Below are 26,958 nucleotides of genomic sequence, written 5' to 3' on the forward strand. Positions count from 1 at the left end.
GGCTCTGTGACTGCCGGTCTTATCAGCAACGCCGATTATGCTTCGATGATGGCAAAACAATCCAATACTTTGGCGGCAGGCCAAATGTGGGTTGGTAACGCATCAGGTGTTGCGCAGGCCTTTGCATTATCTGGTGATGTGTCTTCGGTTTCAAATACAGGCTCCGTAGTAGTTAATAAAACTACAACAGGTGCTAGTAACACGATCTTATCTCTCGACGGTGCCGGCGTTGCCAATGCTTACGGCGTTGGTGTGAAGGGTGCAACTTCTGGCACTGTGACTTTGCAAGCGGCTGCGACAACTGCGAACTACTCTTTGAAGTTGCCTGCAACCACTCCAGCTGCAAACCAAGTGATGCAGTCAGATGCTTCAGGAAATCTCTCTTGGACGACGGCTTTAAGCTCAAGCACGGCTTACGTAAATGGTGGCAATACATTTGCCGGTAATGCGACGATTGGTCTTAATGATAACTACAATTTAGGTTTTAAAACTAATAACACGACTAAAATGACTCTCACTAGCGACGGTAAGCTCGGTATCGGGACTGCGACTCCGAACACAGCTCTTGCGATCGCAAGTGGTGATATTACCCTCGATGCTGGTTATAGCATGATGTGGGGGCAATCGGCTTATTCGTTTATTAACGGCGACTCGGGTCCTTCAAGTCATTTGATCTTGGGTACTTCAGGTGCCATTGTCATGACTTTAGATGTGAACGGAAATGTCGGTATCGGTACAAACCCAGCCTTTACTTTGGATATGGGCTCACGCACTGATGCGATCCGTTTACCACAAGGGACGGCAGGTCAGCAGCCGGCAAATACAAAAGGTCTTATTCGTTTTAACACGACAAGCAACACGGTTGAATATAATAATGGTTCTGCTTGGGTTACTGTGGCTGCTTCGTTGGGTTACACTCCGGTAAATAAAGCCGGCGACACAATGTCTGGTGATCTCAGCACACAAAACATAAACATCGCTGCTGGCAAGTACCTGGGGCTTGGTGCTGGCTCTACTGCAGGAACCGTTGCTGGTCAGATGTGGTATGATTCTGGAGTTATTAAGTACTTCGATGGGACTTCGACAAAATCTCTCGGTATTGCAGGTTCTGGTATTACAAGCTTGAATGGCTTAACTGCGAATGTTCAATCATTTGCAATTGGCACCTCAGGCAATTCTCCTGCATTTGCTTCAGCGACCTCAACCCATACGTTAAATATCCCAATGGCTTCGGCAGCGTCTGTCACAGCAGGTTTACTCAGTAATGCGGATTACACTTCGATGATGGCAAAACAATCCAATACTTTGGCAGCAGGCCAGATGTGGGTTGGTAATGCTTCGGGCGTTGCGCAGGCCTTTGCATTATCTGGTGATGTGTCTTCGGTATCTAACTCAGGCTCCGTAGTCGTTAACAAAACAACGACGGGCGCTAGTAGCACGATCTTATCTCTTGATGGTTCCGGTGTTGCGAACGTCTATGGTGTCGGCGTGAAAGGTGCTACTTCTGGCGCCGTGACCCTGCAAGCGGCTACGACAACTGCGAACTACTCATTAAAACTGCCTGCAACAACTCCAACAGCGAACCAAGTGATGCAGTCAGATGCTTCTGGTAATCTGTCTTGGGTTACCGCTCTGACTTCAGCAACAGGGTTCATCAACGGCGGTAATACATTTGCCGGCAATGCGACGATTGGCTTAAACGATGCGTATACGTTGGGATTCAAAACCAACAATACAACGCAAATGACTCTGACGGCTGCTGGCAGACTCGGTATTGGAACTGCAACTCCATCTGGTACTCTGGAAGTGCAAGGTGGAACAGCTGCAGCTAGTGTGACGGGCGTTCCTATCACATTAAAAGCACAAAATGGCGGATCCGGCGGAGCCGTCGGTGGAAGCATCTATCTGACCCCTGGTGATGGAACTTCCGGTTGGCCGGGCGGTACAGTTGTGATTGCGACCACGGGTGGTCAGAATGGTGCGATCTCTATCAATAATGATAAAACAAGTAGCTACACCAGTTCAGCTTCTAGTACGGCACCGTCTTATGTCATGAGACTGGCGAATAGCTACAATCAGAACGGAAATACAGCTCTGATAGATGGGACCGTTAAAAACTCCAGTGCCCTTTATCAGGAAGGTTATATGGGCTTTGTCTCCGTGTCTGGAGCTGCCAATTACTCGCCAGATTTTGTTTTGGGTTTACAAAATGGTTCAAATTCTTATCAGGAAAGAATCAGAGTGAACGGATCTACTGGCAACGTCGGTATTGGTACTTCGTCTCCTGCCGCCACTTTGGATGTCGTCGGATCTGCCGCATTTGAAAATAACACTGCTTCAACCGCGGCCGCGAACTTCAGTTTCTGGAAAAGCCGCAACTATGCTGCGGTTCAGTTGAATGATAATCTTGGTTTCTTCTCTTACTACGGTAGTGACGGTTCATCTCAGCAGCGTTCGGCTTATATTTCATCGACTGTGGATGACACCGTAGCCACAAACTCGGTTCCGGCAAATCTGGTGTTTGCAACAACTCAAGCCGGTGGTACGGATTCTACGGAGCGCATGAGAATCACTTCAGGCGGTAACGTCGGTATCAATACAGTTCCTTCTGGAAATGCAAAACTCGAGGTCAGCGGTGCCATCGTCAGCGTTGGCAGATCTGTTGCGTCTGGTGCAACCGTGAATCTTGCGCAGGGTAACACGACGGTGTTGGCTTCTGTCGGTGGCTCTGCAATCACGCTCCAAAATATGGTAAATGGCGGCAACTACACGTTGGTGATCACAGATACGACTTCACGTACCTATACATTTACGGGCTGTAACAGCTCGAAGTTCTCACCGGCGAATCAGGCGACGATCGGTGGTACGCCGTCGGTTTACAATATCCTCACGATCTACAATGGCTCTAGCTATGATTGCTATATCACTTGGTCAACGGGGTTCCAATAATGTTGATGCGCTATGGAGCCGCAGTGTTATTGTTCCTTTTCAGCTTGAACAGTCATCAGGCCCGGGCTTTTACAACTCCAACGGGTTTGTCATCGGGGTTTGGGAATCAAAACGTCTGCAGAAGTCCTTCGCGCACAGCCTGGATGCCAAAAGCAAATAACATCGTGGGCCTTTGGCATTTAGATGGGCCTGTGGGCAACATTGCGAATAGTGCCACAATCCCTTCGGATTTTTCAACCGGCCCTACCTTAACGGCGACCATTGCCAGTTCAACACTTTCGTACGCTGATTCGACCATTGCGAACTTTCGCCAGGCGGTGACCGCGACCGGCAATACGGGAGATATCCTTCAGCACACGGGGACTTCGCTGGATGGTTTGACTGCCGGCACCTGGAGTTTTTGGGTAAATACCTCGATACCAGCGACCAATCATATCAAGCTTTTTTACAAGAGTAATAATAATTCCAGCTCGGGTTGGTGGATGATCATCAGAACAACGGGCGAGATTGAGTTTCATAAAGTGTATCCTTCAACTAATTTAAAAATTCAGACATGTCCCTTGGCCTCAGGAACTTTTAACAACTCTTGGCATCACATCGTAGGAACTTGGGCAGGTACCAGCGCTGCCACAGATCTTAAAATTTACATGGATGGTACGGAGTTAATTTCTACGGGTGTTGCTGATGCGCGATTAGCGAATGCTCCTGGCTGCGCCAACTATGCTACAAACGGTGGGTACACCAGCCGCATTGCCGGCTCGGGCAGTTGGACTTCCGATGCAGGCAATAACTTTATCCTTTTTGGCGGCACGGGTACTACGAATCCGGTTTCTACCGCTTTTTCTGGTAAAATGGATGAGTTCATGATTTGGAACGTCGCTCTTTCTGCGGCGGAAGTCGCCACCCTCTACAAACTTCAAAAATGCAACTAGTGGGTCCTTCGTGACTCAGATCCCTCGAAAATCAATTCTCTTGTAACATAATTGTTCAAGTTCGGAGTCATTTTGTCTCTGAAATTGTTGGCACTTATTTTGTAATAAGTACTTCGTGTAACTATTCACGGAGGAAGTTTTATGAAAAATATTTTGATGATTTTGGTTCTATCTTTATCTGCTGTTTTTGCTCACGCACAATATGACGGCGGTTTCATTCGTCCTGGCCGACCAGGAGCTCCAGGACGATATCCAGATCCAGGCCGAGGCGGTTACGGCAACGTTCAGTGCACGGCCACTGATAAAGGTTGGGAAGAACACTGGGGCGGACACGGCAGTTGCGGCGAGTGTCTCCGAAAACACGGCGATTGTATCGAGACTTGTTCACGCAGTTACTATGTTTGCCAAGCGCAAGGCATCGATCGTAACGGCAGAACTTACGTGAGCGAAGGCCGTGCTGACAGCCGTTACCAAGCTGAAGATGAAGCGATGAGAGCATGCTACTACTATCGCTATCAAAACTGCCGAGTGACAAACTGCAATCAAAACAGCGAGACGGTTTCGCGCCGAAGCTGTAGATAAATGAAGATAAAAAAATGTGCTAGATGATTCCCCAAATTAGATAGCAAATAAAAAGGCCTGCTTGAAAAGAGCAGGCCTTTTTTAATTTCAAATTCAGTCTTTCAATTGCGGTTTTTTCAAACTATCAGCTGGGCTTAGGAATACGCCCTATCCTGTGGGCTTACTTTTGTGACCCGAATTTCAGTGTGATAGAGCCAACTGCGCCCGTGAAAATCAAACGGGCAGGGCCGTTTCCGACAGATGTGGCCGCCACCGGAAAGCTAATCATATAAGGCGTCGCAAATGTTGTGTGATAGGAATAAAGCTTTTGGATTTCACGGGGAAGCAGTTTGACCTTGGTCACTGTGCCTTCATAGCGTTGGCCATTCACGTCCAAGAAGACCTTCCAAAGAGTTTTGCTCTTATAGAGATCATCCCATTTTCTTTCAGGCGAGAAGAAGCTGACAAACGCTTCGGTCTTTGTGGCCATGGCGTTCTCGGCTTTTTTCTTTTCATTGTCGTAACCGATTTGGTCCCATTGAAACAAGCGCGCATTTTGGTCGACTTGGGCCAGAACTGCTTCAGGAACTAACAGCGTTGCCATGATGGTCACTGTATTATTGAGGCCGTTATAGTCTTCAACATGATCGGACCATTTATCGATGGTAGAGTCATAAGCGTCTTCACTCATGATGGTGATACCACTACGGGTAACGGTCTGAGAGGCGCAAGCGGATAAAATCAAGGCTGCGACGAGAATTCCGAGATATTTCATCATTTACTTACTCCTGCAAGAAACTTTCGCATGTCTTCATATGCTTGCTCGCGAATAATATCGTTATAGATTTCGTGGCGGGCATCTTTATAGATCTTAATCTCTTTTTCGGGACTGCCAAGCTGTTCAAAGAAGCGAATGGCTTCCGACGAGCTGATCACCGGGTCTTTATCAGAAATTTGGAACAAAGCTTTTACTTTGAGCTCGCGAGCGTGTTCAAACACAAATTTGAAACTCTCGAGGAAGCCCAAATACACCGGAGCACAAACACGCGCGTGGCGATAAGGATCATTTTCTAACTCGCGAATAATTTCTGGATCGCGAGTCACGTGTTCGTTTGTGATTTCATTCCATAGAGTTATGCGCGGTGCGAGTTTTGCCAGCCATTGCGCGCCGATTTTTTTAAACGCGGGAACTTCCACACCGATACCAAAGAGCGGTGAGCTTAAGATCATTGCATCTGGTTTGATTTCCGGGTGCTGTAGCAGTGTTTTCGTTTGAACAAGGCCACCCATCGAGTGCGCCAAGAAAACCACCGGGCCTTTTTTAACTTCAGGTTTAGCAAGGACCAATTTTAAAAACTCAACGTAGTCACCGCAGTAGTCATCGAAGCTCTCGGCATAGCCACGGGCCCCTTCGGACTTTCCATGACCGCGCATGTCCCAAGCATAGATACTCCACGCTTCGTCTTTGAGGGCATTCACAACGCGCAAATAGCAATCGGAATGTTCACCATGACCATGAGTAATGATGATCGTTCCGCGCGCGCGTGGGTTTTCCCAGTTTTGAAAATAAAGGTCTGCGTTTTTAATGCCTTTGAAGTGACCTTCAGAGACCTTGTAGGTGTTTTGCGATGTCATAGATACCTGCCTGGATCTATTCTGAGAATTTATCTCAGGCCGCGCAACAAAATTGTGTCTTTCGCTTTCGGATCTGCTCTTCTCGGTCCTTCGAGGACTTTGACTTGAGGGACAAAAGGATAGTCCAAGTTGTAATGAATGCCGCGGGACTCCTTGCGGCGGAGAGCGCATGACACAGATAAGTCCGCCACAATCGCAATGTTACGAAGTTCCAAGATATCACTATGAATTTTGAAGTGAGAATAGTACTCGCGAACCTCGCTCAAAATGTTTTTCAAACGGTGTTGCGCACGTTCTAAGCGTTTGTTTGAGCGCACAATCCCCACATAATTCCACATCAAGCGGCGGATTTCTTCCCACATGTGGGAGATCACAATCATTTCATCGTCGTTGGATTCTTCAGGGTAATCCCACTCTTTCGGATCGTGTTTGCAGACTTCCAAAGTGGACCATTGTTTTTTCAAAACTTCGCTTGCATTGTGGGCCATGCAAAGACACTCGAGCAATGAATTGGAAGCCAAGCGATTCGCCCCGTGAAGCCCGGTACAAGCAGTTTCGCCGATGACGAACAAACCTGGAATATCGGTCTGACCATTCACGTCCGTGAGGACTCCGCCGCACAGATAGTGAGCGGCAGGAACCACTGGAATCGGCATTTTTGTCATGTCGATGCCGTACTCAAGGCATTTGTGATGGATTGCCGGGAAACGCTTGCGCAAGAACTCCGCATCGAGCTTTGTCATGTCCAAATACACACAAGCCGCACCGGATTTTTTCATCTCCGCATCGATAGAACGAGCCACGATATCACGCGGAGCTAATGATCCCAGCGTGTGATACTTGCGCATGAAAGCTTCGCCGTGAGCGTTGATGAGCTCGCCACCTTCGCCGCGCAGAGCTTCGGAAATCAAGAAGTTGCGCGCGTCCGGATGGTAAAGGCAAGTTGGATGGAATTGCATGAACTCCAAGTTCGCAATGCGTGCGCCGGCTCGGTAAGCCATCGCGATGCCGTCGCCGGTCGCGCCACTCCAGTTGGAGGTGTAGAGATAAACTTTGCCGGCACCACCCGTGGCTAAGACAGTTGTTTTTGCCAAGAAAGCCTCGACCTCGCCGGTTTCTTTGTTCAAAGAGTAAGTGCCCACACAACGAGTCGGGCTCATGTCGTAGGTGTCGACCTGTTTGTTGATGATGAGGTCGATGGCGAAATGACGTTCCAAAAGTTCAATCTTGGGATTGGCGCGAACTTGCTTAAGAAGTGTGCGATGAACCTCGTGACCGGTCTGATCTTCGAAGTGCAAAATGCGACGGAAAGAGTGTCCGCCTTCGCGCGTCAAATCGATGGAGTTTTCCTCGTTGTCAACACCTCGACGAACGTCGAAGTGAACTCCCCAGTTTAGCAAATCCTGAATGCGATCAGGGGCTTGATGAACAAAATTTTCCACGACTTCTGGCTTGCAGAGACCTGCACCCGCAGTCAGTGTGTCTTGAATGTGGCTTTCGAAACTATCTTCACCCGACATCACGGCGGCAATCCCGCCTTGGGCCATATCGGTGTTGCTGTCAGGAGCCTTTTCTTTCGAGAGGATCACGACTTTTCCCTCAGCAGAGACCTGCGAAGCCATCTTCAGCGCCAGAGCAAGTCCAGCTAAGCCAGAACCGATAATCAAAACATCACAACGTCGAGTATTCATGCAGAGCTTTTAATGCTCTTTATTGCCTTTGGCAAAGGACTCTTGCTTGATTCTTGGCGGTTTCTAAATCTACAATAGATTCAATAGCCTATGTGCATGGCAGCGCGTGGCTTGAGTGCACGTTTTAATTTGCAAGGAAAGCAAAGCAAATATGAAGTTTAAACTCCTGATTTCGATCCTGGTGGCGGCCGCTCTTTTGTCAGTGGTCTTGTGGCGCGTGGATCGTTTTGTCTACGGAGACCGCATGGCTTGGGCCGAAGCTCAAGCGCGCTCGCAGATTTCTTCGCTCACCCAAGCTACGAATGTCGAAATTCAATCGGCTCGTCGCATGCTCGCGACTGTCAGCAATGATACCTTCAAACGTGAAACTGCCAACTGGAAAGCTTTCCAGCCGTATTATGCTTTAGCGCTGATGACGTCGAAAGACGGAGCCCTTGCGATTTCTCGCATGGTTTCGAAAGCGGATTCTCCTGCCGCCAATTGGACGGCCAATGAGTTAGGTCAATACATCGGTTTCATGGGGAAAGAGCTCGAGAGCCGTGGCACTGTTTTACTGAGATCTTTCAAAGATCCACAAAAAAACCATCACGTCGCCGTGATCTTTGCCGGCGGCGGAAATGCGTACATCTTGATTGGCAGTGGTGAAAACTTCCAGTCAATGATCGAGTCGCAAAAAGGTTCCATCAGTCAGATTTCAATTATCGCCAGCGACGGTTTGATGATCAGTCACGCAACTCCGGATTATGTCGGTAACGTGATGAGCGACAGCACCATGTTGAAAGAGATCCGCACGGCGGGATCTGCTCAGGGGTTGGGACAATACATGCAAGGCAAGACGCAGATCTTCGGCATGTATTCGCAAATTCCCGGGACGAATTCTTACATCATTTCGACAGTGCCGATTGAAGAGCTGATGAAAGGCCGTCTGTCGCTAGCGTGGCAGTTCGTGTTTATGGCAGTCGGTCTTTGCTTGATTGGTGCTGCAATTTATTTCTGGCAAGAAAAGCGCGCAGCTTCTTTGCCGGGAGCACCCGCGATGGCTCCGGCGGCGCCGACCGTGAAACCGACGGCACAACGTCAGCCGGTGGCGCCTTCAGTTCCGGCACCACCTCCGCCAGTTGCGGCGACAGCTCCGACTCCATCGCATGCGCCGTCGGTCGTGACTTCAAACGAAGTCTTGACGGCACCAGTGGCGCCTCGTACTCCGGCGGGATCCATGGATCCTGCGATGCTCTCGCCGCATGATGTGCCGACAGCGGCGCCTCCACCCAAAAATAAGGGCGGTACGATCACGCCGCAAGAATTGCAAGCCGAGAAAACCGAAGCCTTCCGCCAAGTGGCAACAGCGCTCGGACAAGAGATGCGCTCACCACTGGCCTCGATCTTGGGATTCTCACAAATGGTTTTGTCGAAGACTCAGGATCCGGACGTGGTGCAGGCCGTGGAATCCATCTTGCGTGAAGCTCGTTCTTCGCGTGATGTGCTTGAGAAGTTGGTGACCTTTACCGGTGAACACAGCACTGAGAAGAACGAATCTAAAATTGAAGGCCCGATCATGCAGGCTTTGAAAAACATCGACGGCAAAATCACACAAAAAGGCGTGAAGGTCGAAAAAGAGTTCAAAGAAACTTCGCCATGGCCAATGGCTTCGGCTGAATTGGTCAAAGCTTTCGAAAATATTTTCATGAATGCCATCGAAGCGATGGAAAGAATGCCCGAGAAAGTCATGAAGATCAAAACTTGGGAAGCCGGCGATGGCTTGCATGTGACGGTTTCAGATACCGGTGAAGGCATCGATATCGAAAACGTCGGCAAGGTTTTTGATCCGTTCTTTACGACCAGATCATTTGCGCATCATGTGGGATTAGGACTTCCGGTTGTTGTCGGGATTTTGAAAGAGCACAATGGCAGCGTGCAAATGCAATCTCAGCGCGGCAAGGGCACAACGGTTGAAATGATCTTTGCGCCAAACGCGATTGCAAAATCGGTTTCTTCATTGCCGAAGGCTCCGCCACCGATGAAGGCGCCGGAGCTCCCAGCGGATTTGCCGAAGGCCTCGGCAAGTCACGATGAAGTTGTCGAAGTGATGAAGCAAGCTGAAGTACCAAAAGAAAAGCTGACCGACGTGAATGTGGATAGCTTGCTGGAACTTGATGGCGATGCGCCTTTGCGGTTCCTTGATGGCCAAGGCTTTGATGATGAACCAGGTCCGTCGATTCCACTTCCGAAAGAAGCAACACCGCGCCCGACAAAGCCTGCAGTGGCTCCGCCGGTGATTGCGCCGCCTTCAATGCCGCCGCCGATGGTGGTGTCGATGCCGTCAGCACCACCGCCAACGATGGCGCCACCTGCGTTTGTACCTCCGGAGGATGAGATGGAGCACGAAGCGAATGAAGCAACAGTAGCTATTTCGATGCCTGAAACAGGTGAAGAAGCTTCGTTAGAAGCTACTCGTATCGAATCTTCGATGGAAATGTCGGAAGGAATGCAGACGCCAGCGGCAGCGCCGAATTTAGTGATTGATAAGCCTGCAGCGCCGCCGATGATGGCGCGTAAAACAGAATTAGATTCTTACAAGGTCGAAGTTCGTCGGCCTGGAAAGAGGACTTAATTGAATATTCGAGAGCATAGCTCGCAGTTTAGCATCTTTGTCTATAGCGCTGACGTGGATCAGGGCGCTGCCGTGAAGGTGGCCCTCTCCCAGGCCGGTTATGATGCCTACTTCTTTCAGGAGTTGGATGCTTTCCAGTCACGCATTAAGGAAATGACGCCGCACTTGGTGGTATTTTCCACAATGGCCGTGCAAGGCGCGCTCAGCGATTTCGTCAATGGCGTCTTGGAGGTCAGTCCTGAAATCAAGTTGATTGCGATGGCGGAGCCTCAGCAGTTTGAAGCTCTTTCTCAGTACAACACACTGGGGTTGGTGGATATTGTTTCCCTGGAAGGTCCGAGTCTCGATGGCCGCGCGCTGTGGTCCGTGGACCAAGTGTGCGAGACGCTGTATCTGACTTATCAAAATGAACAGCTCTTCGCCGATTGGAAAGAAGCGCAGAAAAAGAAAGACGAGTTACAGCAGCAGATCAACGATCAAAAAGCGGTTCAAGCCGAAGCATCACAAATGTTGGTTTCAAATCGCGTGGCAGACTATCGCTCGGCTCAAAGTAAAGAAGAAGTCTTGCAGAAATACTTTGAGCGTCTCGAAAAAGTTCCGGCGGTTTATTTTAAATTTTTAAGCTCGGTTCGTTCATTTGTCGCCACTCATGCCTCAGGGTACACTTCTCAGCAAATTCAAGGCGTCGGTTGCCAGTTGCCGGCAGAAGACCTCGAAAGTCTGAACACACAGCTTTCGGTCGGCCTTTTGCCACCCATCGTGAATGAAATGCTTCAGCAGATTTTCCATATCAATACTTCGCGCGTCTTGCCGCTGTTTGTGCAAAATCAGCTCGAGGGTGTCGTGGTTTATTCCGGTGACTCCGGAAAGGCCGATACTCTTCGCATTGGTGAAGAGTTCAGTCTGTTTGCCCTTTGTTATTCTTATTTCTGTCTGGAAAAACGCGTGGATGCATTGGATGTCCAGGATTTCCTGACGGAGTTGTACAATCAGAAATTTTATACCGAGAAACTTCATGACGAACTTGAGCGTTCGCGCCGTTTGCGTCAGCCGGTTTCTGTTTTGAAAATTTCTATCGATGATTTCTTCGAGATCGAGCAGACGCTCGGTGCGAATGTCCGCGATGAAATTTTGAAAACTGTCGGTGACTTTGTAAAACGCACGATTCGCACAAATGATTTTGCGTGCCGTACACAGACAAATGAAATTGCCGTGATTTTGCCTCATGCGCATAAAAAAGGCGCAGCATTGCTCGGAGAGCGTCTCCGTCGCATTGTCGAGAGCAGCTCGATCGTAGACAGCGGCGTCAAAGTTTCTATTAGTGTCGGCGTCAGCGAGTATCCGTCTTTAGCGGAGAATGTCCAGGCACTTGACGAAACTGCAACGAAAGCATTAACGCATATCATGGAAAAAGGCGGGAATCGTATTTGTCTTTACAAGCCGCCGGGAAATTTTACGCCGGAATTTGAAGTCGTAGTCGATTAGGAGTGCTTTTAGTGGAAATGTATCGACGCACGTTTGCGGAAATTAATCTGGATCACATTGCGCACAATTTTGAAGCGCTGAAGAAAGCTTTTCCGCAAGCACCATTTATCTGCCCAATGGTGAAAGCCAATGCTTACGGCCACGGTGACGTGGGCGTTGCTTTGTGCTTGGAAAAAGCCGGGGCAAAGCATTTGGGCGTCTGTCTCATCGAAGAAGGCCTGCTTCTTCGCCGTGGCGGAGTGAAGGCAGAGATTCTGGTTTTCCGTGGTTTTGATCGTGAAGGCGCTGAAAAAATGCTTCAGCATAATCTCACTCCGGTTGTAGCGACCTGGGAACAGCTCGAAGCTGTGCAAGAGGTCGCGACGAAAGCCGTTGGCATTCATTTAAAATTTAATACCGGTATGAACCGTCTGGGATTTCATCCGCAAGACGCGCAAAAACTGTTTGATATCTGCTGGCAAAACTCAAAAGTCCGCGTGCAGGGGATTTTGACTCACTTGTATAACGGTGAAGATGCTTTTGATGTTGTTGGCGATAGTGCTGAGCAACTCGCTGGTATTGAACATGTGATGGACATCTTTAAGCCGCTCAATCCCATTGCGCATAGCCTAGCCTCTGCGGGGATTTTGAATGCACTTTCGGTGCGAGGTAAAGATGCCAAGCATCCGCTCAATCGTGTGAACTGGGGGCTGCGTCCCGGTTTGATGATTTATGGTTTTAATCCGCTTCCGGATCAAACATTGTTACCTCTGAAACCGGCGATGACTTTGAAGTCGGTAGCTTCAACCTATCGCGAGCTCGCGGCGGGAGAAATTGTTTCTTACGGCGGCACTTGGACGGCTCAGAAGAAATCCGTTATCGCGGTTGTGCCGATTGGCTATGCCGATGGGTATCACCGTATTCTCTCGAATAAAGCGCATGTCTTATTTTCGGGCCAAAGAGTTCCCGTTGTCGGTAACATCTGCATGGACTTCTTGATGGTGGATGTGACAGAGGCGGTGCAGGGTAAAAACCTGGAAGAGCTCAAGGACCAAGAAATTATCTTATTCGGTCAAGGCGACGATGGCCGCAATCTCTCTGCGGAAGAACTCGCGAAGCATGCACAAACGATTACTTGGGAAATCCTCACCAGCGTGGGCGAACGTGTGCCGCGCGTATTTACTGGCGAATGGGCCAAGAAACTTGGAGTCGGTTAGCTATGGTTCAGAGTTTGGCCCGTTTCGTTGACGTTATCTTAGGTTATATTCGCGACAAAATCGTGGGTTTCATCGATGAAATCGGTTCGATCGCACTTTTTGCAGTGGCCAGCATTCGGTTGATGTTCACTAAGCCAAATCGTTACAACGAGATGGTCAAGCATATGGAGTTCGTCGGTAATCAATCGATTGGCATTATTTGTTTGACGGGTTTGTTCACGGGTCTTGCGTTGTCTTTGCAAATTTATCTGGGCTTTAAAATGTTCAACGCGGTTAATATGGTGGGACCGGTTGTCGCTCTGGGTATCACGCGCGAATTGGGCCCGGTGTTGACAGGTTTGATTGTGGCCGCTCGAGCGGGTGGTGCGATGGCAGCGCGTTTAGGGACCATGCGCGTGAATGAACAAATCGATGCCCTTGATGTGATGGGCGTAAATACAAAACAATATTTGATTGCGCCGAGAATTTTTGCAGCAGTCGTTTGTATGCCACTTTTAACTGCAGTTTTTGATTTCATCTCTATGCTTGGTAGTTATTTACTTTGTGTAAAACTAGTGCAGATCGACGAAGCGGTGTTCTGGCAAAAAATCCGTGACATGATTGAAGTTCGGCATATTAATGAAGGCCTCTTTAAGGCCGCGATCTTTGGATTGGTGTTTTCAATTGTTTGTACCTACCGCGGCTTTAATACTACAGGCGGCGCTCGAGGCGTCGGGGATGCCACCAATCAAGGTGTCGTTCAGAGCATGGTGATGATTATTATTTTGGACTATTTCGCCGGAAACTTGATTCGCTTATTCTATCTCGCAACGGGGATGAATTAATGCAAACATCGTCGGCCGTTTCACTTCAGGATGTTAAAAAGACTTTTGACGGAGTTGAATACGTTCTGAAAGGTCTTTCATTGGAAATTCCTCGCGGGAGTTTGACGGCGATCATTGGTTTCTCTGGAACGGGTAAGAGTGTGGTGCTTAAACACATTCTCGGTTTGTATCAGCCCACCTCAGGAAAAATCGAAGTGCTTGGTCAAGATATCGGTAAAATGGAACCGAATGAGCTGACAAAGTTTCGCCAAAAATTTGGAGTGCTTTTTCAATCAGCGGCGCTTTTTGATGACATGACCGTGCTGGAAAATGTTTGTTTTCCTCTCTATGAACATCGTCGCGAGTTGAGACATTCTCAAGCGTTGGCGATTGCAGAAGAGCGTCTTGTCCAGGTCGGGCTAGACAAAAAGCACTATAACAAACTCCCGAGCCAGATCTCGGGCGGTATGCAGAAGCGGACCGGTCTAGCGAGAGCTCTCGCCCTAGATCCAGAAATATTAATTTACGATGAGCCGACTACTGGATTAGATCCCATTCTTACCGAAATGGTAGATAATCTTATATTGGATACTCATAAGTCCCGGAAAGGACTGACTTCTATCATGGTATCGCATGATTTGGCTGCGGCGTTTCGTATTGCCGATCACATTGCGATGTTGGATGCAGGAAAAGTTCTTTTGAGTGGCACGGCTGAGGATTTCTTTAAGAGTGATATTGAGTTGGTTAAGAGATTTGTATCTAAAGGAATGAAGCATTCATGAGCTGGGTAAAATCACCAGAATTCAAAGTGGGACTTCTTGTCGTCGTCGTGGGCTCGCTCATTGCTTTTATGTCTATGCAAGTCAGCGAAGATCCAAGCTATTTGGGTCGCTCTAAGAAAGCCTGGTTCCTTCTCAAAAATGCCGGCGGCCTTGTTAAGAATTCTGCGATCCGCACGGCGGGTATTCCTATCGGGACTATTTCTGATATTACTCTGCAAAATGGCCAAGCTCGCGTTGATATCACTGTGAAGTCGGATGTGCACTTGACCGTTTCTGCGATGGTCGAAGTTCAAGCTCAAGGGATCTTGGGTGATAAGCATATCGAAATCAATCCTGGTATTCCAACCGACCCGCCACTTCCGGATGGTGCGCAAATCCTGAACGTCAAAGACAAAGGTTCTTTGGATAATCTCGTGGGCGAAGTCTCCGAGATTTCGTCGTCTTTGAAATCGGTGTCTGAGGCTTTGAAAGAATCCATCACGGAAGACGGAACCCGTAAGCACATCATGGGCCGTATTGTTTCAAATATCGAAAAACTCACCGGCGATATCGCTCAGATGACGGGTGATAACAAAGAAAAGATCGGCGAGATCGTGGACCAAGTTCATGATGTCACGACGACCCTCAGTGATCTTGTGAACGACGAAGGCGAAGACGGTTTCAAAAAGTCCTGGAAGAAAGCGGTGGCTTCTTTACAAAGACTTGATTCTGTCATGAAGAACGTGGATGAGATCTCAGGCAAGATCAATCGCGGTGAAGGGACGATCGGTAAACTCGTTAACGACGAAACGACGGTTGATAACCTTAATAGCACGATCGAAGGCATCAGCGGCATGCTTGAAAGTGCTAACAAGATCCAGACAGGTTTCGACTTCCATGCGGAATACTTAGGTGATGTGAAGGCAACTAAATCAACGGTGGGTATCCGTATTCAGCCGGGTCTGGATCGTTACTACTACTTAGGTATTATTGATGACCCAGCCGGTGTGGTTGAACGTGAAAAAGCCACATCAACGGTCAACGGCGTTGTTACCGAGAGCTCACAAACTAAAACTTATTATAATAAAACCAAATTTACTTTGTTGTTCGCAAAGAACTTTTACGACCTGACCCTCAGAGCCGGTATGATCGAAAACCAAGGTGGTTTCGGCGTCGACTATTATTTCTTCCGCCGCAAGTTGCGCATGTCGCTTGAGGCCTTTAACTTTGGTGAAACAAATCTAAGAGCCCAAGTGCAGTACAACCTGATCCATGGCGTTTACGTCTTGGGTGGTATGCAAGATATGTTGAATAAATCTGACACTCGCTCCGGTTACTTGGGGGCGGGTATTTTTATCACCAACGACGACTTAAAACTGCTCTTATCTTCGAAGTCGCCGCTATAGAGGAAATGAATGGCTGGTCCTGAAAACAATCACCTGACCAGAAACTGGCTGGTGAAGTCTTCTACTAAGATCCTTGGCCCCTTCACTCGTGAAGAGGTGATGGTTCTTTTGACCCGCCGTCAAATTACTATTATCGATGAAGTCCGTCAGCCTGAAGGCCGCTGGAATTACATCCGCGACAACCGCTTCTTTAAAGAAGTCGTAAAATCTTTGCGCTACGAACAGGACCATTCACGCGAAGACACAATGACTAGCACGGCGACCATCGGGACGAACTCGATTACGAAGACCGAAGCTCCGACAGTGCCGGACGAATTTACACCGACACCGGTGACTCCGGCAAAAGCTCCGCCTCAGCGTCCACAGAAACCTGCACTTAAAGATGTGACGCCATTGGCCGGTGACGATGCAGCAACTCCACGACAGCACGCGGGTGCCGCGACAAAAAGCTACGGCACGTTGTCTGATCAAAGGGTTCAAAGCAAGATTCAAAAACAAAATGTGGTCTTGCGCGGAATCCTTTTCGCGATCGCCGTGGTCGCGATCGTGTTTGTTGGTTTCACATATTTGCGCAAAGAAAAGAAATCTGATTTGAATTATGACCAGCTTATTAGCTCAGCTCTTCGTTATAAAGAGATGGGCTTGTATCAGCTGGCTTTGCAGAACTATAAAAAAGCCGCCAGTATTCACGAGCCGGATCTTGAAAGCCAGTTCCGCATGGTGTTTTTGTTGATCAACGAAGACCGCCAAAGTTTGAACGGCCGCCGTGTGATCGAGCGCGCGCTCTTGAAAGAAGGCCGCACTCGTAACGAGATTATTGATGCGCATCTGGGCATGGCTCTGTCTTATATGATGGAAGGTGACCTTCGCCAGGCTGAAGAGTATCTGCAAAAAACTCTTGGTTATGATCCAAATAATGAAACGGCTAAGATTAATCAAGCGGTGATTCTTCTTAAAAAGGGCAACTACGCTCAGGCGCTCAAAGCGTTTGAAGCTTTGGCCAAGCCGGATACCGCAAATTATCCGTTGATCCTTCTGTGCAAAGCCATGGCCTTGGTGGAAGTTTCAAAAACCCAACCGGACCAAGATGCAATTCAAAAAACAATTACGGCGATTAAAACTTACAGCGGTAAATCTCACTTCCTGAGAAAAGAACTGTCGCTGATGATGATTTACCTTAATCAGCTTTTACAAGATGCCAATGGCATGGTGGAAGCTGTGAATGTCTTCCTCGAAGAGCCGCACGCCTTAAGCCGGTTGTACACGCGTGACCTGGGCGTTGATTGGCGCAATAGCGAGTGGGATTACCTTGAGCGCTATTGCTCTGAGCTCTATAGCTCGGGCAAAGGCCCTGCAAGTATGAAAGCGGTTCGTGCCGTCTGCTTGATTGAAAGCAACCGTGACATGGAAGCCGTGAAGTTCTTGGATGAGTCCTTGGCGCAGGGACCGAAGCAGCTAACAAGCTTGCAGGCCCAAGCTCAGTATTTATCGAAACTGGGCCGTTTGAACGAAGCTCAGTTATTGTTCCAAAACACCGAATTCAAACAAGACCGCTTAGCACTTTATGTTCAAGGTGAGGCATGTTTGAAATCCAAAGACTTAGCGTGTGCAGAAGCCGCGTATAAGATTCTGGCAGAGCGTGATTTCGGGGATGTTCTTGCCCACTACGGACTCGCTCAGATTGCCGATATCCGTAAAGATAAAATCCGCATGCAAGCAGAGGTCAAAGCGGGCTTCGAGGCCGAAAGCAATTTCGCGCCACTCATCGAACTCCGTGATCAAATGGAGTCGCCATGAAATGGGCGGTCCTCTCTTTAGCAGTTCTTGCCGCCGCTTGTACAAAGCCAACGAGCTTCCGCACAGAGAATGCTGAGCAGGTAAAGATCGAAGATCTGCCTTCAGACTTTAAAATGCCTGCGGCGATCTGGGATATCGTTGAAAAGTCCCCTGATGCCAAGGCAACTGCTGAAGCAAGCAACGCCGGTATTTTCTATTCGACAGCCAAAGTCTTTTTGACAGAAAAGAATCCAGGTATTTTGCGTAGCCCTGCTTATGAAATTGAGCTCCCTCGGGGCGGTGGCAGTATCGATTTGGCGAAGTATCTGAGTGGTGATCAAGGCAGTTTCTATGTCGGATTTGAGCTTCCGGAAGAAATCACTGCAGGAACTAATTTTAAAGCCATCTATATCAGTGATGCCCGTAAGCGCAAATTGGATGAACGCGTTTTCGGCGCAGGCTGCAGCCAGTATTTTGATATTACTCCGAAGTTTTTGCAGATGATGAAAGGTGAGGGCATCAAAGCCAACACCACTCGACAGCGTCATGTCACGGTGCTGGCCGGTCATTATATTTTCTCTGCGATGAAAGACAATCGCATTTATATTACTCAAGTCACCCTGACAGACAGCCGGTACAAGAACTTACTTTGCGAGGCTCAGTAATGGATAAGCAGAACGTCCGCGACTTAAAAGACAAAGACAACGTCGACAGTCTTTTCTTGGTAAAAGAGAAGAACCTCGGCATGGGAAAAAACGGCCGTCCTTTCATGAGTATCGTGATCGGCGATCAGACAGGATCGATCGATGGGCGTGTTTGGGACCGCGTTGAAGAGCTCAACCGCGAGTTTGAAGCCGGCGATGTTGTTCGCGTGAAGGGACTTATTCAAATTTTCCAAGGGCGTAAGCAGCTCATCGTTCATCGTGTGGAAAAGCCGGATCAAAGCACGATTCAAGTCGCAGACTATATTCCGAACTCAGGAAAAAACGCCGACGACATGTTCATGGAGCTTCTCACCATTGTGCGCTCCATGAAGAATGAGCATCTGCGCCAGCTCACGTTGGATGTGATCGAAGATCCTGAGATCAAGCCGCTCTTCATGCAAGCGCCGGCTGCAAAAACGATCCATCATGCTTGGCGCGGCGGTTTGTTGGAACACATCCTATCGATTTCAAAAATCATGGAGTTCTTGGCGACTCACTATGATTTCCTCAACAGAGATTTGCTGATTTTTGGCGCGATCTTTCATGACATCGGCAAAGTATGGGAACTTTCTTACGAGGGCTCGCTCGGCTATACCGACAAAGGCCGCTTGCTTGGGCATATGCAACTCGCCTGTGAACTCGTCGATAAAAAAGCTGCGCGCATCTTAGGATTTCCGGACGACCTCAAAGATATGTGCAAGCACATTATTTTAAGTCATCACGGTAAACTGGAATACGGTTCTCCGAAGCGTCCTAAGTTTATGGAGGCCATGCTTGTGGCGATGGTGGACGACCTTGATAGTAAAATGAATACCATCCAGACATTTATTGAATCTGAACGCAATCTAGGGGATAAGTGGTCACGTTATCACGAGCTCTTTGATCGTTACTTTATGTTGGATAATTTGAAAGAGCGTTTCTAAGAAGGACATCCCGTGGGCAGAGTTCTGGAACTTCTCAAAACCTACAAGACATATGATCCGGCGGCGAAATCGTTGCTGGAGATCGCCTTGTTGTATCCAGGCCCGCGTGCCCTTTTCTTCCATCGTATTGCCCATCTGTTTTATGATCTGAAACTTTTCTTCATTGCTCGTTTAATGGCCGAAATCGGCCGTTTCGTGACGGGGATTGAAATTCATCCAGGAGCCACCATCGGCCGCCGTTTGGTCATTGATCACGGCATGGGCGTTGTGATCGGTGAAACAGCCATCGTTGGTGACGATTGCATCATCTTTCATGGTGTAACGTTGGGAGGAGTGAAGTTTGATCCAGTCAAACGCCATCCGACTGTCGGCAACAAAGTGCTTATCGGAACTGGCGCAAAGATTTTAGGTCCTATTACTCTCGGAGAGGGCTGCCGTATCGGCGCCAATGCGGTGGTCTTTAAAGACGTGGCCCCGGGGACTGTGATTGTTGGCCCGACTTCTTCTGTTCTTGAGAAAAAGTAGATTCCGCAATCAGAATTCTCATTCCCACTTTATTCACCGACTTAATTTTGCCGTTAAACTCAGCGAGTTTTTTCTTTAAATTATAGAGCTGCGTATCGAGGCGGCCGGAACTTGCCAGATCTGGTCCCCAAACATGTTCATAGATCTCAGAGCGCGCCACCACTTGGCGGGGAGTGCTTAGCAAAAAATGTAATATTTTATACTCAAGCTGTGTCAGTGGAACGGACTTGCCATTGACGATCGCACTCTCTGAGCCAGGATAGAGGCTTAAGTTTCCAATATGAATGCTGAGATCCGGTAAAATGCGACGACGGTTTTGAATATGCATCTGACACTTCTGCAAAAGGTCCTGGTTGTCCACGGGGCGGGTCAGGAAGTCCGCAGCACCAATTTCAAAAGCGTTCAGGCGATGATCGTAAGACTTTGTATCTGCGATGAACACCGAGGGAATCAGCGCATAACTCGGGTTTTGCGTCATCTGCTTGTAAACTAAGATACCGCTCATATCTGTGACAGAATAGTCGACGAGGATTAAGTCATAGTCGGATTCGGAGATGTCAGTAAAGCTTATTGCCGTAAAGATCTGCGCAACATGCTCCCGCAGAAGCTGGCAGAAGTCGCTCAGTTTCTGTCTTTTTCCATGCAAAATAAGAACTTTGGAATTTTTTAAGGAGCTCAACTCCGTCCCCGTCATCATTATAAATCATCCTTGTTTATAATATAAATACAGGTAAGTTTTATTTCTTTCAACCTTTTGATGACGAATCTGTCGCAGGGCGCGGAACCCCGTCGTCTAGGACCTGGGATGCTCCATTGGAAGATCGTCCAGATTAGGTCTTTAACAGAGGATTTCTCTACTCAAGGCGCTTGAAAATCCAAACACTAAAAGCAGATCTAAAAGGGGAGTCTTTTGAAAAAGTTAATAATTTCAACAACATTGTGTTTGATGTCTTTTGCGGCCCATGCGGAGTTTACACCATATGCTTCGATTCTTGTCGGTGTTGAAAACGGTCAAAGTTTCAATCAGGGCACGGTTTTGCTGACGAATGGACAACTGCAGAACGCGACGCTGATTGAAGACTATGGCAGTTTTATCGGCTTCCGAGGCCACGAGGCCATTGATGATCATCTGCATTTTGATTGGCAGATTGAACAATATATTACGATGGATAATAGCGGCTTTGTTACTGACAAGAACACCTTGGTCAATAAAGACAGCTGGCTTGGCATTCAGGGGAATTTTGGGTCCCTCAAGCTGGGACGTATTTCCCTCTTGCCTAAGAGTGACATGGAGTACGTGGATCCTTGGGAGTATGACGGCAAAAGCGTGAATGGTTTGTCGGAGTTTTCTCGTTTGGACAATCGTCTCAACAATGCGGTCAAATACGAAACTCCTGGCTATTTCGGAACAAAACTTGTGGTGCTCTATTCTCCGGATGAAAAGAAAGATGCAAGCGGTAAAGCACAAGACACGGTGAACGCGGCTTTGATGTATAAGGACGCGACTTATTTTGTTGGCTACAGTTACTATCTGAAGAACAACACCAATAGCGGTAAAGACGCCGATGTTTGGCACCGCGCTGAGATTGCTTTCGATCAGCAGATCTTCATGGTGGCGTTCGGCTATCAGACCGTCAAAGGTTATACGACAAACTTTGCTTACAACTCGGCCGCTTACAAAGCGCAAACAGGAGTGGATCTTTCAGCGGGCACGTACGAGATTCAAGGAACTGAATACTCTGCAACTTTGAACTACACATTCCAAGAAAAGCTCAACTACCGTATCAGCTATGCACAAGGTACGGACATGAAGATCAACGGCGTGGATGCGCCGGACACAGGTTATACTCACGTTGTTGTCGGAGTGAACTACCGCACCTCTGAGAAATCAAAAATCTTCTTGGATTACGGTCAGACAAACTGGAAAGGCAAATACAACGGCACCGACGACAAAATCGTCGAAAACAGCGCCGCCCTCGGCATCAGCCTCGATATTTAAAAAGTGCCAGGTCCTCTTTCCGGACTCGGCGCGACAAGAAACAGGGCCTGGCACCTATTTAACAGGGCGGCCCTTTGATACGGCTTGGGCGGTGAGAGGGTCTTCTGGCCAGGAGTGCTTCGGATAGCGCGTTCGCAGCTCTTTGCGGACTTCAGGATAGCCATTCTGCCAAAAACTTTCGAGATCGCTAGTGACTTGCATCGGACGGTAATTCGGTCCGAGGAGTTGCAATGTCAAAGCCTGCGCTCCTCCCAGCAATTTTGGCGTTTCTGTCCAGCCAAAGACCTCTTGAATGCGCACTTCCATGTAAGGATCGCGGTCCACGGGATAATGAACCCGGAGCGAATTTCCACTCGGCACTTTCAGTTTTGCCGGCACTTCGGATTTCAGAAAATTCACGATCTCGGAGGCGAGGAGTGTTTCAAAGAAATAAATCAGATCCTTATGGGCGACGGTTTTAAAATCACGCTCTCCGCTGGCGGCCATGGCAAAGGCTTCGCGCTTTTGCTCGTCCGAGATGGGCATTTTATCATCAAGGCGTTCAAGCTCTTCGCGAATTCTGTCTTGAGTGATTTTTTCGCGGGCGCGGATTAAGAATCCCAAGCGGTCGAACCAATCCGCAAGGGCTTCATTTTCTTTCAGCACAAGCTCCCATTCTTGAGTGAGAACCTCGGGCAGATGCTCGGCCACATCTGTCGCTGAAGCAATCGCAATGCTGCCTTCTTCGAGCGGCAAATCGCGGAAGTGCTTGCCTTCGCGCGCATAGAACTGGCCTTTGTCTTTATCAAAGCTGAGATCTTTTTTCTTTTCAATTTGCGGGCCGATTTCTTTAAATAGGAAATCTTTCGTAAGTCCCGCAGCAAGGCTGACCATGGTTTCTGAACCCTGCGAGGTTTCAACTCCGTCGAGAGCTAAGAAGAACTCACTGTCGCGCACCACACTTTCAGAGGAAAGCTTCACGCCACGTCCGCCGACCATCAGGGCTTTGTCGCTGCCGCCGCTACGACGTCGGCAAAGGCGATCGGCAAACGACGACAGCAAGAGCTTCTGCAGAGTCAGTCCCACATCGGCTTTATCCGAAATGTCAGCCGCGCCTTTCGTATAGGATAGAATCTGCTTTGCCGCTTGATCAACGGTCTGTAAACCCATGCGGTGGGTATTGCGAGGAGCGCGCCCTGAGCGGGATTGCTCGAGCACCTCGAGGCGAAGCAGAATATCACTCTCAAATTTATCGGCGAGGTAATTTTCAGAGCTTTGTTTCAGCATGAAATCGCGTTCTTGCAAAATGGCTGCGACATCAGCACCCAGGCGTGGAATTTTCAACTCCACCGCCGTCAACATCAGTTTTGCCAATCGCGGTGGCAGCGGCCATTGTAGAATTTTACGACCAAGCTCAGTGATTTGATTTTTAGCATCAATCGCACCCAAGCCCTGCAAATTCTCAATCGCTTTTTTCAGAGGCAATGGTGCCGGCTTTTCAAACCACGAGAACGAATTAAAATCCGTCACACCTTGAGCGCTTAGGAATAATAAACTTTCGCTGAGCTCGGCCCGCAAGATCTCGGGAATATCGTGACCGGGCATCGAGCCCTCATCGAGTTTATTCCACATACGAAAGCTCACTCCTGGAAACTGACGGGCCGAGCGGCCGGCACGCTGCTGAGCCGAAGCGCGGCTGATGCGGTTCATTTCCAAACGAGAAAATCCCGTGCGCAGATCGAATTTCATATTCTTCGCTAGGCCCGAATCAATCACGCAGGCGACACCATCAACGGTCACAGAGGACTCGGCGATATTCGTCGACAGCAGAATTTTACGGCGCGAAGATTTTTGTAAAGCTTTGCGCTGTGCCTCGAGCGGCAGGCTGCCGTGCAAAGGCACCAGTTCAATATTTTTTTCGGCGGCCCAGGTCTCTAAGTTCTGTGAAGCTCGGTCGATTTCACCAACGCCGGGTAAGAAAACCAGAATATCATGGGGAGTCGTGCGCTCGGCTTCTTTCACCGTGGCAACGAGATTTTCATAAAACTGCGGATTGGTTTGCAGCAGCTGTGAGTTTTTCTGATACTTGATTTCTAGAGGGAAAAGCTTCCCGGGAACATCCAGCACAGGCGCGCCGCCCAGGTATTGCGAAATTTTCGGCGAATCCAATGTTGCTGACATCACAACCAGTTTAATCCCGCTGCCGAGTTCTTGCAGTTCACGCAAAAGTCCCAAGGCCAGATCGACGTGCAGCGAGCGTTCATGGAACTCATCGAGAATCACATACTCCACGCCGGCAAGTTCAGGATCCTGCGCGAGCTTTCGTGAAAGCAAAGCTTCGGTTAAAAAGACCAACTTGGTTTTATCCGAAGTTTTATTGGCAAAACGCACTTGATAACCGACCTCGTCACCGAGATTCCAGTTCTGCTCTTCGGCTACGCGGTAAGCAGCCGCGATGGCGGCCATTCGGCGCGGTTCGAGCACCAAGACTTTTCCTTGAGCATGCTTTGCGAAGTAGGCGGGTAGGCGCGTGGTTTTACCGGCACCGGGTGCCGCCGTGACCACGAGGTTTCCGTGGCTCTGAATAGACTTCAGAGCGTCCTCCAGGAAGTCATCTATGGGAAGCGCAAGAAAATCTGACATCGGCTGTTTCTAGTTATGGGACTGCCCGCGGAAGCCTTTCACAATCAGGCGATCCAAGAGTCCGGTTGGCAAGTACTTTACCATAAAGGCCGTGAGGCGAATACTTTTTCCTACGAGGTAATAAGCTTTAGGATTTTTGCTGTTCAGCGCTTTCAGTACGTTCTTCGCAACGTGGGACGCCGGCACTGCCGTCGCCGCTGTGGCTTCAACGCCGGATTCGAGCGCTTGCAAAGACTCGCCATAGATCTGACGCATTTCCGGAGAAAGTGCTTGGCCGACTTGCTGACTTTTTTGTAGAGACTTATCCCAAATCGGCGTATCGATCGGGCCGGGCTCGATCAAAGCCACACGCACTCCCAGAGTCATCATCTCGCGACGAAGTGAATCCGTCACCGCACGCACCGCAAATTTCGAAGCACAGTAGGGACCCAAGAACGGAGCGGCTACGCGCCCGCTGATCGAGCCAATATTCACCACACAGCCACGGGTTTTACGCAGCAACGGTAAAAACTTTTGTGTCATCTCGATCAAGCCAAAAACATTCACATTGAAAAGCTTATGCCATTCATTCATTGAAAGGGCTTCAACCGGTCCGCCGATCGCGACCCCGGCATTGTTAATCAAACTAAATTCTTCAATCGAGGGATCGCTGGAAATTCTGCGAAAGGCTTGGTCGATATCTTGACTGGAAGTCACGTCCAGTTGAAGCACGTGGAGTTTTTGCGGATATTTCTCTTTGAGGGGATTCATGGCCTGAGGGGAACGCAATCCTGCCCAAACCGTAAAGCCCTTTTCGAGGAGAGTTTCTGTCAGATGATAACCAATACCCGTTGAGGTTCCGGTGATTAAAACGTGACGCATATTTGAGTCCTTCCGATTGACACTTTTCAAAAAGCCTAGCCCGGAATGACCGAATCAGCAAGTTACGAGACCGCCCATGCATCTCAGTCGCCGTAAAGCAGAATCATGAACTCGGCTTTATCAAAAGGCAGCTGTTTTAACAGCTGCTCGCCGGTTCCTTCGAGGATCTTTTCTTCTTCCTGTGAAAGATTGAGTGCCAGCAAAGCACGGCGGCGCGGGAAGAACTCTTGCAAATCACCCAAAGTTTTTTTCAAACGATAAGGCGTATCCATCAAGACCATCGGGCGTTTTTCCCTCTGAATTTCTTGAAGAGCCTTGCGACGAGCTTCTGTTTCCGCCGGCAAAAAACCACGAAAAATAAATTGATCAATGCGTTCGCCACTCAAAGACAGCAAACCCATCAGCGCGGAAGCGCCGAGGACTGATTTCACTAAAATCTTTTTTTGACGGCAGAGTTTTACAAGATGGGCCCCGGGATCACAGAAGCCCGGAGTGCCGCAGTCTGAAACCAGCGCCACATTTTTGTCAGCACAGATTTCGCCGAGGGCTTTTACTTCATCGGGTGTGGTGTGCTCATTGAGTAATTCATAGGTTTTGCCGGTGATGCCATGAGCGCGCAAAAGCTTGCTGGCCTCTTTAGTGCTTTCGCAAATAATCACGTCAGCCGCTTTCAAAACTTCGAGTGCGCGCAATGAAATTTCGCTGGTATCTCCGATCGGAGTGGCGACGACGTACAACATTTAGTCTTCAACCTCATCAAGCAGATAGTGCATGATTTTTGGAATGTCTTCCGGAGCCGGAGCCTTGCCGGCGTGAGTGCTTTCAAAGAACACCACATTCACTTGTGGCTGACGGGCGCGCAGGTGATGAATATTCACTGGCTCATTTTCAAAGAACCAAATATCGGCGTAATGGCCCTGCTTGAGGCAACCAAACCAGTCGGTTTTAAATTCGGCGTCATCCATACTGCGATGGGGTTTCAGCACCAAACGGGTTTGTTGGTCATCGAGCGGGAAGCCGGCCTGTTTTAAAACCAGGGCCGATCCTGCTCCCATTCGCGCCACATCGCGGCCAGTAAGGTAAACAACTTCAGCCCCATGATTGGCGATGGCATTCACATATTCCACCGCCCCATCGTAGGGGAGGTCGTACTGGAGGTAGTCGTTTGAGAAAAAGCGTTTTGCCCAATAATCATGCAGAGCCTCTTGCAGCTCAGAATGATGACCGTCTAACCCCGCACGCTCCAGAGCATTCTTAAAGCCCCAGTCCTTACGGTGCGTGCGTATATTCTTAAGTATCTGAATTTGCTTTGGAAAGCGCTTTTGGAATTCGGGCTCGTCAGCAAAATCGAGAATGATTCGCTCCACCCGCGGGGAGACGTCAAACAGGGTTGAGTCGATGTCAAAAACGGCCAAACTTTTGAGGCCTTTATTTTGAAATTCCTCAATCTTAACAAGAATCTGACGAAGCAGATGGCGGGATTGCGTCATATGGCAAAATCTACCCTTGGAAGTTCTC

The 26,958-nt window shown here is 48.8% G+C and carries 22 protein-coding genes; 14 read left to right on the forward strand and 8 right to left on the reverse strand.

What is annotated here, in order from left to right:
* From JSU04_17225 to JSU04_17235, 3 genes are all read left to right on the forward strand, one after another.
* On the forward strand, window positions 1-2,949 hold a 2,949-nt coding region (locus JSU04_17225), incomplete at its 5' end, for a hypothetical protein (protein MBS1972055.1).
* Window positions 2,949-3,881, forward strand: a complete 933-nt coding sequence (locus JSU04_17230; protein MBS1972056.1) for a LamG domain-containing protein — start codon at window positions 2,949-2,951, stop codon at window positions 3,879-3,881. The genes JSU04_17225 and JSU04_17230, both read left to right, overlap by 1 nt.
* Before the next feature lie 141 nt (window positions 3,882-4,022).
* Window positions 4,023-4,463, forward strand: a complete 441-nt coding sequence (locus JSU04_17235; protein MBS1972057.1) for a hypothetical protein — start codon at window positions 4,023-4,025, stop codon at window positions 4,461-4,463.
* Window positions 4,464-4,623: 160 nt separating this feature from the next.
* On the opposite strand, the gene JSU04_17240 is transcribed toward JSU04_17235, so the two are convergent.
* The 3 genes from JSU04_17240 to nadB are packed head-to-tail and all read right to left on the reverse strand — an operon-like array spanning window position 4,624 to window position 7,768.
* On the reverse strand, window positions 4,624-5,220 hold the full coding sequence (locus JSU04_17240) for a hypothetical protein (GenBank protein ID MBS1972058.1): 597 nt from the start codon (window positions 5,218-5,220) through the stop codon (window positions 4,624-4,626).
* The gene (locus JSU04_17245) at window positions 5,217-6,077 is read right to left on the reverse strand and encodes a lysophospholipase (protein MBS1972059.1); all 861 of its coding nucleotides are present in this window, start codon (window positions 6,075-6,077) and stop codon (window positions 5,217-5,219) included. The genes JSU04_17240 and JSU04_17245 overlap by 4 nt, the downstream gene beginning before the upstream one ends.
* A gap of 29 nt (window positions 6,078-6,106) precedes the next feature.
* Window positions 6,107-7,768 carry an L-aspartate oxidase gene (gene nadB / locus JSU04_17250; protein ID MBS1972060.1) on the reverse strand — a complete coding sequence of 554 codons (1,662 nt, stop codon included), beginning with the start codon at window positions 7,766-7,768 and terminating at the stop codon, window positions 6,107-6,109.
* A gap of 151 nt (window positions 7,769-7,919) precedes the next feature.
* Between nadB and JSU04_17255 the strand changes: the two genes are divergently transcribed.
* The 10 genes from JSU04_17255 to cysE are packed head-to-tail and all read left to right on the forward strand — an operon-like array spanning window position 7,920 to window position 19,958.
* Entirely contained in the window at window positions 7,920-10,379 is a 2,460-nt protein-coding gene (locus tag JSU04_17255) for a GHKL domain-containing protein (protein MBS1972061.1), read from the forward strand.
* The gene (locus tag JSU04_17260; protein ID MBS1972062.1) at window positions 10,380-11,864 is read left to right on the forward strand and encodes a GGDEF domain-containing protein; all 1,485 of its coding nucleotides are present in this window, start codon (window positions 10,380-10,382) and stop codon (window positions 11,862-11,864) included.
* 11 nt (window positions 11,865-11,875) lie between these two features.
* On the forward strand, window positions 11,876-13,060 hold the full coding sequence (gene alr, locus JSU04_17265; GenBank protein MBS1972063.1) for an alanine racemase: 1,185 nt from the start codon (window positions 11,876-11,878) through the stop codon (window positions 13,058-13,060).
* Between the two features lie 2 nt (window positions 13,061-13,062).
* On the forward strand, window positions 13,063-13,884 hold the full coding sequence (locus JSU04_17270) for an ABC transporter permease (GenBank protein MBS1972064.1): 822 nt from the start codon (window positions 13,063-13,065) through the stop codon (window positions 13,882-13,884).
* Complete coding sequence (locus JSU04_17275; GenBank protein ID MBS1972065.1) at window positions 13,884-14,645, forward strand: ATP-binding cassette domain-containing protein; 762 nt, start codon at window positions 13,884-13,886, stop codon at window positions 14,643-14,645. Before JSU04_17270 ends, JSU04_17275 begins: the two co-directional genes overlap by 1 nt.
* Window positions 14,642-16,030: an MCE family protein gene (locus tag JSU04_17280; protein ID MBS1972066.1), complete on the forward strand. Its 1,389-nt coding sequence runs from the start codon at window positions 14,642-14,644 to the stop codon at window positions 16,028-16,030. Before JSU04_17275 ends, JSU04_17280 begins: the two co-directional genes overlap by 4 nt.
* Before the next feature lie 9 nt (window positions 16,031-16,039).
* The gene (locus JSU04_17285; protein MBS1972067.1) at window positions 16,040-17,827 is read left to right on the forward strand and encodes a tetratricopeptide repeat protein; all 1,788 of its coding nucleotides are present in this window, start codon (window positions 16,040-16,042) and stop codon (window positions 17,825-17,827) included.
* Window positions 17,824-18,471: a hypothetical protein gene (locus tag JSU04_17290; GenBank protein ID MBS1972068.1), complete on the forward strand. Its 648-nt coding sequence runs from the start codon at window positions 17,824-17,826 to the stop codon at window positions 18,469-18,471. The genes JSU04_17285 and JSU04_17290 overlap by 4 nt, the downstream gene beginning before the upstream one ends.
* A complete protein-coding gene (locus tag JSU04_17295; protein MBS1972069.1) occupies window positions 18,471-19,433 on the forward strand; it encodes an HD domain-containing protein in 963 nt (320 codons plus the stop codon). Before JSU04_17290 ends, JSU04_17295 begins: the two co-directional genes overlap by 1 nt.
* A 12-nt stretch (window positions 19,434-19,445) precedes the next feature.
* Window positions 19,446-19,958 carry a serine O-acetyltransferase gene (cysE, locus tag JSU04_17300; GenBank protein MBS1972070.1) on the forward strand — a complete coding sequence of 171 codons (513 nt, stop codon included), beginning with the start codon at window positions 19,446-19,448 and terminating at the stop codon, window positions 19,956-19,958.
* Here the strand turns inward: cysE and JSU04_17305 are convergent.
* Window positions 19,894-20,655 (reverse strand): response regulator transcription factor, encoded by a 762-nt coding sequence (locus JSU04_17305; GenBank protein ID MBS1972071.1) that lies wholly within the window; start codon window positions 20,653-20,655, stop codon window positions 19,894-19,896. The two genes, cysE and JSU04_17305, sit on opposite strands and share 65 nt — an antisense overlap.
* A gap of 213 nt (window positions 20,656-20,868) precedes the next feature.
* On the opposite strand from JSU04_17305, the gene JSU04_17310 reads away from it, so the two are divergent.
* Window positions 20,869-21,957 carry a porin gene (locus JSU04_17310; GenBank protein MBS1972072.1) on the forward strand — a complete coding sequence of 363 codons (1,089 nt, stop codon included), beginning with the start codon at window positions 20,869-20,871 and terminating at the stop codon, window positions 21,955-21,957.
* 54 nt (window positions 21,958-22,011) lie between these two features.
* Here the strand turns inward: JSU04_17310 and hrpB are convergent, their stop codons facing one another.
* The 4 genes from hrpB to JSU04_17330 all read right to left on the reverse strand — a co-directional run bounded on the left by hrpB (window position 22,012) and on the right by JSU04_17330 (window position 26,912).
* Entirely contained in the window at window positions 22,012-24,579 is a 2,568-nt protein-coding gene (gene hrpB, locus JSU04_17315) for an ATP-dependent helicase HrpB (GenBank protein ID MBS1972073.1), read from the reverse strand.
* A gap of 9 nt (window positions 24,580-24,588) precedes the next feature.
* The gene (locus JSU04_17320; GenBank protein ID MBS1972074.1) at window positions 24,589-25,440 is read right to left on the reverse strand and encodes an SDR family oxidoreductase; all 852 of its coding nucleotides are present in this window, start codon (window positions 25,438-25,440) and stop codon (window positions 24,589-24,591) included.
* 83 nt (window positions 25,441-25,523) lie between these two features.
* A complete protein-coding gene (gene rsmI, locus JSU04_17325) occupies window positions 25,524-26,180 on the reverse strand; it encodes a 16S rRNA (cytidine(1402)-2'-O)-methyltransferase (protein ID MBS1972075.1) in 657 nt (218 codons plus the stop codon).
* Window positions 26,181-26,912 (reverse strand): HAD family hydrolase, encoded by a 732-nt coding sequence (locus tag JSU04_17330; GenBank protein ID MBS1972076.1) that lies wholly within the window; start codon window positions 26,910-26,912, stop codon window positions 26,181-26,183.
* Between the last annotated feature and the right edge of the window lie 46 nt (window positions 26,913-26,958).

It is taken from the genome of Bdellovibrionales bacterium (genome assembly GCA_018266295.1).
Taxonomy (GTDB): domain Bacteria; phylum Bdellovibrionota; class Bdellovibrionia; order Bdellovibrionales; family Bdellovibrionaceae; genus JACMRP01.